At 56.5% G+C, this 11,993-nt stretch carries 10 protein-coding genes; 8 read left to right on the top strand and 2 right to left on the bottom strand.

Annotation, left to right across the window (positions count from 1 at the left end; genetic code table 11):
* The first annotated feature begins 186 nt into the window (after positions 1-186).
* The 4 genes from katG to QRN85_RS05225 all read left to right on the top strand — a co-directional run bounded on the left by katG (position 187) and on the right by QRN85_RS05225 (position 5,910).
* On the top strand, positions 187-2,376 hold the full coding sequence (gene katG, locus QRN85_RS05240) for a catalase/peroxidase HPI (RefSeq protein ID WP_284756999.1): 2,190 nt from the start codon (positions 187-189) through the stop codon (positions 2,374-2,376).
* A 346-nt stretch (positions 2,377-2,722) separates the two neighbouring features.
* Entirely contained in the window at positions 2,723-3,229 is a 507-nt protein-coding gene (locus QRN85_RS05235; RefSeq protein ID WP_113218605.1) for a putative pterin-binding protein, read from the top strand.
* A 9-nt stretch (positions 3,230-3,238) separates the two neighbouring features.
* Complete coding sequence (locus tag QRN85_RS05230) at positions 3,239-5,182, top strand: putative bifunctional diguanylate cyclase/phosphodiesterase (protein WP_284757000.1); 1,944 nt, start codon at positions 3,239-3,241, stop codon at positions 5,180-5,182.
* 32 nt (positions 5,183-5,214) lie between these two features.
* Positions 5,215-5,910, top strand: coding sequence for an FkbM family methyltransferase (locus QRN85_RS05225; protein WP_284757001.1), 696 nt, complete (start codon positions 5,215-5,217; stop codon positions 5,908-5,910).
* A gap of 458 nt (positions 5,911-6,368) precedes the next feature.
* Here QRN85_RS05225 and QRN85_RS05220 read toward each other — a convergent pair whose 3' ends face one another.
* On the bottom strand, positions 6,369-6,887 hold the full coding sequence (locus tag QRN85_RS05220) for a 2'-5' RNA ligase family protein (protein ID WP_284757002.1): 519 nt from the start codon (positions 6,885-6,887) through the stop codon (positions 6,369-6,371).
* A gap of 44 nt (positions 6,888-6,931) precedes the next feature.
* The gene (locus QRN85_RS05215) at positions 6,932-7,351 is read right to left on the bottom strand and encodes a DUF4174 domain-containing protein (RefSeq protein ID WP_284757003.1); all 420 of its coding nucleotides are present in this window, start codon (positions 7,349-7,351) and stop codon (positions 6,932-6,934) included.
* A 131-nt stretch (positions 7,352-7,482) separates the two neighbouring features.
* Between QRN85_RS05215 and QRN85_RS05210 the strand changes: the two genes are divergently transcribed.
* The 4 genes from QRN85_RS05210 (at position 7,483) to QRN85_RS05195 (ending at position 11,986) form a co-directional block, all read left to right on the top strand.
* Positions 7,483-7,734: a hypothetical protein gene (locus tag QRN85_RS05210; protein ID WP_284757004.1), complete on the top strand. Its 252-nt coding sequence runs from the start codon at positions 7,483-7,485 to the stop codon at positions 7,732-7,734.
* A 121-nt stretch (positions 7,735-7,855) separates the two neighbouring features.
* Entirely contained in the window at positions 7,856-8,515 is a 660-nt protein-coding gene (locus tag QRN85_RS05205) for an ABC transporter ATP-binding protein (RefSeq protein ID WP_284757005.1), read from the top strand.
* Entirely contained in the window at positions 8,512-10,920 is a 2,409-nt protein-coding gene (locus tag QRN85_RS05200; protein ID WP_284757006.1) for an FtsX-like permease family protein, read from the top strand. Before QRN85_RS05205 ends, QRN85_RS05200 begins: the two co-directional genes overlap by 4 nt.
* Positions 10,910-11,986 carry a lipocalin-like domain-containing protein gene (locus tag QRN85_RS05195; protein ID WP_284757007.1) on the top strand — a complete coding sequence of 359 codons (1,077 nt, stop codon included), beginning with the start codon at positions 10,910-10,912 and terminating at the stop codon, positions 11,984-11,986. The genes QRN85_RS05200 and QRN85_RS05195 overlap by 11 nt, the downstream gene beginning before the upstream one ends.
* The last annotated feature ends 7 nt before the right edge of the window (positions 11,987-11,993 follow it).

The raw sequence follows: 11,993 nt of genomic DNA, 5'->3' as shown, positions 1-11,993 counted from the left end.
GCGGCAATCAGTAAATCCAACTTAAATTTATCGGAACTAGCCGTTAAAAGGTCTTCTGGAGCGATTAGATTTTTCTTCGGGGCAGACGGACATGGTGCGTCCGCTCTTAAAGACGACCCAAATCCTGCGATTTTTGACTGAGAACTCTCATTTTTAACGCCACACATATGTGACTTGGAGGATATCATGGACCAGAAAACCGATAGCGCGGCTCAATGTCCAGTAGCCCACGGCCAGACTCCCAAAGCTGTCAGAGGAAATCGTGACTGGTGGCCAAACCAGCTCGACATCCAGATCCTGCATCACGGATCTTCTCTCTCCGACCCGATGGGCAAAGACTTCAACTATGCGGAAGCGTTCAAGCAGCTCGATCTTGATGCGGTGAAGCGCGATCTTCACGCCCTTATGACGGATTCGCAGGACTGGTGGCCAGCGGATTTCGGCCACTATGGCGGCTTGTTTATCCGCATGGCGTGGCACAGTGCCGGAACTTACCGCATCACCGATGGCCGCGGCGGAGCCGGTGCCGGCCAGCAGCGTTTTGCGCCGCTCAACAGCTGGCCAGACAATGCCAACCTCGACAAGGCGCGCCGTCTTCTGTGGCCGATCAAGCAGAAATATGGCAACCGCATTTCCTGGGCGGATCTCATGATCCTCACCGGTAACGTCGCGCTGGAGTCCATGGGCTTCAAGACATTCGGCTTTGCCGGTGGTCGCGCCGACGTTTGGGAGCCGGAAGAGTTGTTCTGGGGTCCGGAAGGCACCTGGCTTGGCGATGAACGCTACAGCGGTGAGCGCGAACTGGCCGAGCCTCTGGGCGCGGTGCAGATGGGCCTCATCTACGTCAATCCTGAAGGTCCGAACGGCAATCCTGATCCGTTGGCCTCTGCTCGGGATATCCGCGAGACCTTTGCCCGCATGGCGATGAACGATGAAGAAACCGTCGCACTGATCGCGGGCGGTCACACATTCGGAAAGACGCACGGCGCTGGAGATCCATCGCTGATCGGCGTCGAGCCGGAAGGGGGCGAAATCGAGGATCAAGGTCTCGGCTGGAGAAGCAAGTTCGGCAGCGGCATCGGCAAGGACGCCATCACGGGCGGCCCGGAGGTGACATGGTCACAGACCCCGACGCAGTGGAGCAACTTCTTCTTCGAAAACCTCTTCGGATTCGAATGGGAGCTGACCACAAGCCCGGCGGGTGCCAAGCAGTGGGTCGCCAAAAATGCCGAGCCCTCCATTCCCGATGCCTATGACCCGTCGAGAAAGCATCTTCCAACAATGCTGACCTCGGATCTGGCTCTGCGCTTCGACCCGGCCTATGAAAAGATTTCCCGTCGCTTCCTTGAGCATCCTGAGCAGTTTGCCGATGCCTTTGCGCGTGCGTGGTTCAAGCTGACGCACCGCGACATGGGACCGAAGGTGCGCTACCTCGGACCAGAAGTTCCAGCGGAAGATCTGATCTGGCAGGATGTCGTACCCGCAGTTGACCACCCTCTCATCGACGACAGCGATATCGCCAACCTGAAGGCAAAGGTCGCGGCTTCTGGCCTGACAGTGCAGGAACTGGTCTCGACAGCCTGGGCTTCGGCATCATCCTTCCGTGGTTCAGACAAGCGTGGCGGTGCCAATGGCGCACGCATTCGCCTTGAGCCGCAGAAGAACTGGGAGGTCAATCAGCCTGCACAGCTCACCAAGGTTCTCGGCGTATTGGAAGGCATTCAGCGTGACTTCAACGCCGCTCAGACCGGGGGCAAGAAGATTTCTCTGGCAGATCTGATCGTGCTTGCCGGTGCTGCAGGCATCGAAAAGGCTGCAAGAGAAGGCGGCAACGACATCGTCGTGCCATTCACGCCAGGCCGGACGGATGCATCGCAGGAACAGACCGATGCAGCTTCCTTCGCCGCACTGGAGCCGCGTGCCGATGGTTTCCGTAACTTCATCAGCAAGACGCGTCGCCAGTTCATGAAGCCTGAAGAGGCTCTTGTGGATCGTGCGCAGCTTCTGACGCTGACTGCGCCGGAGATGACGATTCTGGTGGGTGGTCTGCGTGTGCTTAATGTTGGAGAGCCGGAACATGGCGTCTTCACAAAACGCCCCGGCATTCTGACCAACGACTTCTTCGTCAACCTCCTCGACAACGATTTGCAGTGGTCGCCGGTCGCAGGCAAGGATGGCGTCTACGAAGGCCGCAGCCGCAAGACCGGTGAAGCGAAATGGACCGGCACGCGAGTCGATCTCATTTTCGGTTCCCATTCTCAATTGCGGGCTCTCGCGGAAGTTTACGGATCTTCCGACGCAGGCAATGCCTTCACCAGGGACTTTGTTGCCGCCTGGAACAAGGTGATGAACGCCGACAGGTTCGACCTGAAGTGATGTGACCAGCATTTATCCCTCCATTTGCTTTGGAGGGATTTTCCAAACCGAGGATAGCACCGGGCGAGGTTATTGCCACGCCCGGTGGCTAAGTGTTTTATATTCTTAAACCATTCTCAAAACATCTTGCTGTTTTTCCTAACCTCCGTCAAAAACATGCGGTAACGTGAATTCACGCAATGGTCATTCTGAGGCTAGGGCGGGACGATGCGTTGCGAGAAGCCAGAGCCTCGAAATATTAGAAAAAATCTATGTAAGAATATTGTATCGAATTCTGATATAAGATTTTAGAAATTGATTAGCTCGGCCAATGGTGAGCCATGGGGTCTATCGAAGGACAAAAACGATGTGTTTTGTGCGGTCATTTCTAAGCGCCGTCTTGGCGATCACATGGATTTCATCCGCACAGGCCGGCTCTTTGCCGCAGCCGGTCGGGAAGACCATATTGACGATCTCGGGGCAAATTTCAAACACCAATGCGGACGGCGTCGCAAGATTTGATCGAGACATGCTCGAGGCGCTCGGGATTACGACCGTTCAGACAACGAATCCATGGTATGATGGCCGAACGGTTTTCGAGGGCGTGCTGCTCAAAAAATTAATGGAGACGGTAGGGGCCAAGGGCGAGACTGTAAAAGCCGTCGCACTGAATGATTATGCAATAGCTATACCGATGGCAGACTTTGAAAAATTCAACGTTGTTCTGGCCATGAAACGGGATGGGAATTACATGGAAGTTCGTGAGAAGGGACCCCTCTTCGTCATTTACCCCTATGACAGCACGCCGGAACTTCAAACGCAGATTTACTATACGCGCTCCGCCTGGCAGGTTGCGAAGCTTATAGTCGAGTAAAGGTGCCGATTGCGCAAGGTATTGGCGGTCATTATCTGCTGCTTCGTGTTGGCTACAGGCTACATCGCCTACGTCATCGCCGAGCGGCAAACTGCGTTGCAGAAATTTGCCCGATACAATGATTCGTGGGCCGTCAGTCAGACCGTTTCCGAATATCTGCGTCTCCAGAACAGTCTTTATGGCTTCGTTGTGGATCCGGAGCGCGTCACCCACGACACCCTTCGCCTGCGAATGGACATCATGCTTGGGCGACTGGAGCTTCTCAAGCAGGGCAAACTCGGAGCATTCATCGCCTCGCGCGCAGAATGGCAGGATCTCGTCACGACCCTGAATGCGATCCTGCTGGATCTGGATAAAAATCTGGAACAGTTGCAGCCGCCACAGGTAAAAGCGCTTCTGCCAAAAATGAGCGAGCTGGACGGGCCGCTGACGACATTCGCGTCATCCTCCGTTGCCTATGACGTCGATCTCATCGATTCCGTCCATACGGAGGTGCGAAATCTCCATCTCATCTTTACCGGCCTTGCGGGCGGTCTGATTGTTTGCGGTGTCGCCCTTATTCTGCTGCTGAACCGCCACAACAATCTTCTTGATCGCGCGCAGAAAGACATGCGCGGGCTGACCGAGGAATTGCAGGCGGCAACGCTGGAATTGCAAGCCAACAACGTTCGGCTTGAGCACGATGCCTATCACGACGCGTTGACGGAATTGCCCAACCGCGCCTTCTTCCGCAAGGAGCTGGACGAGCGTCTGGGCGTCAAAGATGCTCGCACTGCAACGATCCTCCTGCTGGACCTGGATGGCTTCAAGGATATCAACGATACGCTTGGGCACGATGTTGGAGATGCGCTGCTTCAGGCTGTCGGTATACGCTTGTCGTCCTCGCGGGCGAAGAGCGACATGATCTGCCGCCTCGGTGGTGATGAATTCGCGGTCATATCGAGCGGCATGAGTGAGGAAGATGCCGTCGTGCTTGCCGACGCCCTCATCGATGAAATCAGCCAGCCCTACAATTTGGGTGAGCTCGAGATCAAGATCGGTACCTGCGTCGGCGTCGTCGTGTCGGACGATGCGACCAATGCTGACGAGTTGTTCAAGAGGGCGGATCTGGCGCTTTATGAGGCCAAACGGATGGGGCCGGGGAGCGCGAGCGTCTTCAAGGTCCATATGCAGCAGCAACTGACCGAGAAGCGGTCATTCGAAGCCGACCTTCAGCTCGCACTGCAGAACAACGAAATGGAAGTCTACTATCAGCCGCAGATGCTGACGAAAACGCGCGAAATATGCGGTTTCGAGGCGCTTTTGCGATGGACCCACCCCGTGCGTGGTCGCGTACCACCCTCCGATTTCATACCCGTTGCCGAGCGAACCGGTCTCATCCATTCGCTTGGAAAATGGGCGATGGATACGGCCTGTCAGGAGGCAAAGTCGTGGAAGGGAGATCTCAAGGTTGCGATCAATCTGTCGCCCGTCCAGTTCCACAGCACGACGCTTATCCAGAATGTCGTCAATGCCTTGGAGAAAAGCGGTCTGGATGCGCACAGGCTGGAGCTTGAAATTACCGAGTCGGTCTTGCTCAACAGAAGCGAGCAGACGCTGGAGACATTGGCAAAACTGAAGGATGTCGGCATCAAGATCGCCATGGACGACTTCGGCACCGGCTATTCGTCGCTTGGAAATCTCCGCGGCGTGCCGTTTGACAAGATCAAGATCGACCAGTCTTTCCTTCGTGATGTGGCGACCGATACGGATGCTATGGCTATCGTCGAATTCGTCGTCGGCATGGCCAGAAGCCTGAGAATGACGACGATTGCCGAGGGTATCGAGACCCAGGAGCAGTTCGATTGTCTGACCCGGCTCGGATGCGATCAGATGCAGGGCTATCTGATCGGGCGACCCGCTCCGGCCGAGAAGCTTGACGTCTTCAAGCGCGCGGTCGAAAGACTATCATGATCACTTTGAGACAGTTTTTAAGGGAAATGTGAATGGAACGGCTTGACGTGCACGGTGTCCGGCTCGATTTGGCGCGCGAGGAAGTCTCTCCGGTGATCTGGAAGGCGCTTGAGGATGGCAGTTACGAAGCCAAGGAAGCCCGCAGCATTCTCAAGGCGATCAAGCCGGGCGACCGAGTTCTGGAACTGGGCTCCGGCATCGGAATCATCACTTCCATCATTGCCGGCATCAAGGATGTGTCCGTCTGGGCGTTCGAAGCCAACCCCGGCACAGCCGCTCTTGCGACCCGGGTCATCAAGGCAAATTGTGCTGACAATGTCGTCTTTTCCCAAGGGCTGCTGACAGCACACGGACCACATCTGCATCCATTTTATGTTCGCAAGGATCTGTGGATGTCTTCCATGGATGAAAACCAGGGGCCGTACGAAAAGCGTATCGAAATTCCCTCGGAGAATATCGACGAATTCATCAATCGTCATCGAATCAATGCCTTGGTCATGGATATCGAAGGGGCAGAGCACGATCTTTTGCAAAACGCTGAGCTTGTTGGTGTCGAGAGGATATTCGTGGAGCTGCACGATCATCTCTACCATCTCGCAGGCATTCGCGACATTACACAGGCCTTGGCGCTAAAGGGATATTCATATGATCCTCGCGGATCCCGGGGGCCATGTGTTCTGTTTAGCAAGGACGACACACCCAGAGAATACGACCCCGAAGTCGACTGACGGTCCAATCATCCCCCAAGGGACGAGGCATGGGTGATGGGCGACTGCCATCGTTTTTGCATGGCAGGGCTGTGGATTTGGCTATTTAACGAGCAGCGAAAAATGGTATCTTTGGGTCATCGAAAGCGATGCACTCCTCCCGCATCACTTCGCAATCAGACGAACCTATCCTCCTCCCAAGGGACGTCTGTTGGAACAGTGACACTCCTCCTCCCAGTCGCTGTTCAATATTTCGAAAGCCTGCCGCACCTCCTCCCGCGGCAGGCTTTTCGTCTTTTGGGGGCCAATAAAAATCGATTTTGTGATTGTCTACGCAGCGTCTGTTTCTAAACGACGGTGTCGTCGATGAAGCCCCCGCGCAGGATGATGGACAAGGTGCGCCACGGGACACCGCAGCCACGCAGAATTCCAATGTGTCAGTCGGATAATCGGGCTAGGTTGCCGTTAAAGAGTTCTCGTTAGGGCGATGTCGTGAAGGGAACGGACAGGCAATGCTGCCATGGTCCGCCAAGGTAACGCCAGAGGTCGAGACCCGTTACACATAGGGAGCTTTTCTGGAAGGATTGATCAAGGTCCTTGTAAAGCGCGTCCGCAGCCGGTTTCGCGACCTTGTTCTGCACCGTGATGTGGGGCTGCCACTTCTGCATATCTTGCCCGCCAAGCCATGGTCGAAACAAAAGCTTCAGGCTGGCGTGAACCTGCTGCAGTTGGTCACTGGATATCGTGAAGGCGACGCCAGCCCCAAGGTGGCGCAGACCGACGATCTCGGCCCTGATCGCCGAATGTTCTGAAGCGACCTGAGTAAGGCGGTGCTGCACCTCGCCTATGTATTCGCCGGGAAGCCTATGGAACAGGGTAACGTGGGCTCGCAGAAAATTTTTGTCTGCCGGGAAATACTGTTTCCGCAGCGTATCGAATGGCTGGAGATCCTGCTCCAGTATCTGTGCCGTGACAATGAGCGGTTCGGATGTCTTCAACTTCTAAGCAACCTCTTCACGGACGGTAGAATTCTGGCTCGCAATTATTTCTGGCCCGCCCGGCGCATAGGCATACTGTCGATGAGATCGAATATATCTTTCTCTTTCAAAACGTCATCGCTCCTTAGCTTTTCGCCTCCGTCCTTCCCGATGAGAACGGCCGTGAAGTCCGATCCGGCTATGCCGGCTTCAGCGCGGAGCGCTGCGGCATCAAGCCGGGGTGCCTTCCCATAGACCGATTTGACGTCCGTTTTGCTGACTTGCAGCAACAGCATGTCCCGGTCGTCCATTTCAGGGGTGCGGTTTTTCAGAAGGTCGACCTGTTGGTTCAACCGGGAACTTCCGTCCTCGGCGAAAAGCACCAGTATCCGCTTGTTCCACTTCAATTCTGCCAGACTATCCATTGCGAACCCATTCGTGGTTGAGGCTATCAACAGGGAGATGACGATAAGGATCTGCTTCATATTCGTTCTCCTCCTGCAGGTCTTAACGCCGTTTCGTCCACTCGGTTCATTGGCTACCAGCTTGAGACTGACATATGGCCGGAACATCTGCCAGTCGGCGGCGTTTTAAGCCTGTTCAAAAGGAGTTGACGATGGCAGTTACTTATCATGTAGGCGAGCACGACGGCGGATATGCCTACCGGCTTGGAGATGTATGGTCAGAGACATTTCCCGATCACGATTCAGCTCTTGAAGCCGCCAAGGATGCGGCGCGCAGGCAACAGATCGGGGGTGAGGAAGTGGATATTTCCTTCCAGCTGGCTGACGGCCATTGGCAATCCCAACACGTTCACGGCGGCGACAGGCCGGAAACCGATGTCGTTGACGACACGGAAGTGAAATAGGGACGACAGGGGGCGGATGACGCCCCCAAATTTTTTAAACGCAATCTTGGCGGGCCGGAGCAATGGATATTTATGTGCTCCGGGCATAAGCTTTGCAAAGCCGAAATGCGACGCCGATTCCATGCAGCTATCCATCGAAAATGTCACCAAATCCTACACGACGCCGGAAGGCCCGGTTGAAGTGCTAAGGGGGATCGACCTTATGGTCATCGCCGGAGAGAGCGTGGCGCTGACGGGGGAATCCGGCAGCGGCAAGAGTACTCTTTTGCACCTTGCCGCTGGGCTGGATGCGGCAGATAGCGGCAAGGTCATGGCCAATGGCCGTGACATATCGCGCCTGGATGAGGGTGATTTGGCGCAGTATCGGCGCAAGGAGGTTGGGCTTGTGTTTCAGCAGTTCAATCTGGTGCCTTCCCTCGATGTGGCCGCGAACATCTCTTTCCACGCAAAACTGGCCGACAGGCATGATGCCAAATGGCAGGCCGAACTGATGGAGAAGCTGGGCCTCTCCGCTCTTTCAAAGCGATATCCCGAGCAACTGTCTGGCGGTCAGCAGCAGCGCGTTGCTATTGCGCGCACGCTTGCCGCGCGGCCCGGCATGATCCTGGCGGATGAACCAACCGGAAATCTGGATGAAGCGACGGGTGACGCGGTGCTGGACCTTATGCTGACGCTGAGCAGGGGCGCCGGTTGCTCGCTGCTTCTTGTGACCCATTCCGAACGACTGGCGGCGAAGCTGGACCGAAAAGTCCTGTTGCGGCAGGGAAGAATTGCCACATGAACGTGGCCGCTTTTTTCGTTTTGCTCTCGCACTGGCGCCATCGGCCAATACAGCTTGCAACACTGGTGCTCGGGATAGCTCTGGCGACGGCCTTGTGGTCCGGCGTTCAGGCCATCAATGCGGAAGCAAGGGGAAGCTACGCGCGGTCTGCAGCCCTATTGGAGCAGAGCGGACTTGAGCAACTGGTGGCCAAGGACGCCGACACCATTGCCTTGAAAACCTATGCCGCGCTGCGACGCGCAGGCTGGAACGTCTCCCCCGTGATTGAAGGCGACTACCGGTTGGGAGGACAGCGGCTGCGGCTGATTGGAATTGATCCCCTGACAATGCCGCCCGAGGGGCGGGTGGTGTCGATCTCCGGTTCGTCAGATCTTGCAGACTTCATCGGCGGCATGGATGTCCTGGTCGTTTCACCCGCTACGGCAAAACGACTTGAGGGAGAGAAGAACCTTCGCCTGCGCGTATCCGATGTCATTCCTGATGATGCCGCATTTACCGATATCGCCGTGGCCGACCGGCTTTTGAAGCGGGGCGGGGCGCTGACGAGACTTGTCGTGGCACCCGATCAGCGTGTCGATCCTCCAGCGCTTGAGAGGATTGCTCCGGACCTCAGAATAAAGGCGGCGGGTGAGCAGCCGGATCTGGCCCGCCTTACCGACAGTTTTCATCTTAACCTGACTGCATTCGGTTTTCTCGCCTTCGTCGTTGGTCTCTTTATCGTTTATTCCGCCACCGGACTATCCTATGAGCAGCGCAGGGCGACGTTCCGCACGGTGAGAAGTCTCGGCCTATCCCTTCGGGCTTTGACATCAATGCTTCTTATCGAGATCCTCGCACTTGGCGTGCTGTCGGGGTTGCTGGGCATCGTGATCGGTTATTTCATGGCCTCCCTGCTTTTGCCCGGTGTTGCAGCAACGCTGCGAGGGCTCTATGGCGCGAGCATTTCCGGCGGCCTTGCCTTGCGCCCGGAATGGTGGCTGGCGGGTCTTGGCATGGCCGTTGCCGGAACCTTGCTTTCGGCGATTCAAAGCCTGTGGCGTGTTCGCAAAATGCCCATCCTCGCCTCATCCCAACCACGCGCATGGATGCGAGCATCGGGCAAAGGCTTGAGGGTACAGGCAGGCATCGGCGCATTTCTTCTGGTGCTGGCGCTCGGTCTTGCCATAGCGGGGTCCGGTCTGGTGGCAGGCTTTGCGGTGCTTGCTGCGCTGCTTCTGGGTTCAGCCCTTATCCTGCCGGTGCTCCTTTCGGTAGGGCTTACACTTGCGCAGCGTCTATCCAGCCGAGCCCTGACATTCTGGTTCTGGGCAGATACGCGCATGCAGCTTCCAGGCCTATCACTGGCATTGATGGCGCTGCTGCTTGCCCTCTCGGCCAATATTGGCGTCGGAACCATGGTCTCCAGTTTTCGCTACACATTCCTTGGATGGCTGGATCAGCGTCTGGTCTCCGAACTCTATGTGACTGCGCGCGACGAGACCGAGGCGGTGCGGCTGGCTGAATGGTTGAAACCGCGCGCAGACGCGATGTTGCCGAGCATGAGCATGTCAGCAAAGGTTCTCGGTTCGGATGTCCAGCTTTCGGGCGTTGCAGATCATCCCACTTATCGCGAACACTGGCCGCTTCTTCAATCGACGCCGGATGCGTGGGATGCCGTTTCACAAGGACGTGGGGCGCTTGTCAACGAACAATTCTGGCGTCGAAACGGCGTGAAGATCGGGCAGGATCTCACCCTGCCGGGTAGCTGGACGGTCAAGATTGTCGGCATCTATTCGGATTATGGAAATCCCGAGGGCCAGTTGATGATCGGCGCAGAGCCGATGAAGACCCATTTTCCGGATGTACCCATATTGCGCTATGGCGTCCGCATAGACCCTGCGCAGGCCCCGGCACTGGCGGGTCAACTGACAAGCGAGTTTGGCCTGCCAAGAGCCAATATTATCGACCAATCTGCGCTCAAGCAGCAATCCAGAGCAATTTTCGAGCAGACGTTCGTTGTAACCGGCGCGCTCAACGTGCTCACTCTGGCCGTTGCCGCCTTTGCCATGTTTGCCAGTCTGCTGACCCTGTCCGGCATACGGATCGCGCAGCTTGCGCCGGTTTGGGCAATGGGTGTTCGCCGCCGCGATCTGGCGATGATGGAGGTATTCAAGACTGTGGCACTTTGGTTCGTGACATTCCTCGCAGCCATCCCGGTGGGTCTTGCACTGGCCTGGGTGTTGCTGGTTATCGTGAATGTGGAAGCCTTCGGCTGGCGCTTGCCAGTCATGGTCTTCCCTCTAGAGTGGGCAAAGCTTGGTGCTATCGCCCTTATCGCCGCGATCTTATCCGTGTTGCTTCCGGTGCTTCGGCTAGCGAACAGCAAGCCCGCCGATCTGGTAAGGGTATTTGCCAATGAACGTTAAGCAACTTGCCATAGCGAGCCTCGCCATCGTGGTTCTGGCGCTGTCATTCATGCCCATCAGGTCTCAGGCCCAGGGTTTTGCCGGGCTTGGGTCTACGGCTGAAGGCTTCACCGTGCCTGAGCCCGGAAAACAGCTTGCCTTTCCGAGCGATCACGGCGCGCACCCGGATTTCCGGATAGAATGGTGGTACATCACGGCCAATCTGGAAACGGCGGATGGACGAAAGCTTGGCGCGCAATGGACGCTGTTTCGCTCGGCTCTTGCCCCGGAAGACAAGAAGGGCTGGGCGAGCAAGCAGATATGGATCGGCCATGCTGCCGTAACGACTGCTGAAAAACATCATGTCGCAGAGCGATTGGCCCGTGGCGGCGTTGACCAAGCAGGCGTCAACCCTGCGCCTTTTGAAGCGTGGATCGATGACTGGTCCATGAAAACCTCCTCCGCCGGAACCGACGAGCTTGACCATGTGGAGTTGCGCGCGGCAGGCAAAGATTTCGAATACAAGCTAAACCTCGACGCTCGCGGTCCCCTGGTCTTGCAGGGAGACAAGGGTTACTCCGTCAAATCTCTGGCGGGGCAGGCGAGCTATTATTATTCCCAGCCATTTTATGAGGTGAACGGATCCGTTATGCTGGACGGCTCCCTGGTCAAGGTGACCGGAAACGCCTGGCTCGATCGGGAATGGTCGTCCCAGCCGCTTGCCTCCAACCAGACCGGCTGGGACTGGTTCTCGCTCCATCTGGCATCAGGCGAAAAGGTGATGGCCTTTCGACTGCGGGATTCCGCGGGTGGCTATATTTCTGCGAACTGGATCTCCGCAGATGGTAAAACGACCCCGCTTTCATCCGCCGATGTGGTGCTGGAGCCCATTCGCACCGCGCGGGTCAATGAACGTGACGTTCCGGTTGAGTGGCGCATCAAAATTGTTGGCAAGGGTCTGGACATCAAGCTACGTGCGCTAAACGAACAGGCGTGGATGACGACCTCCACGCCATATTGGGAAGGGCCGATCACCATTGATGGCAGCACATCCGGTGTCGGGTACCTCGAAATGACCGGTTACTGAGGGGCCA

This window comes from Agrobacterium sp. fls2-241-TYG-188a (assembly GCF_030209845.1).
The sequence above is the reverse complement of the archived record's forward strand: the minus strand, read 5'-3'. Positions and strand labels throughout refer to the sequence as shown.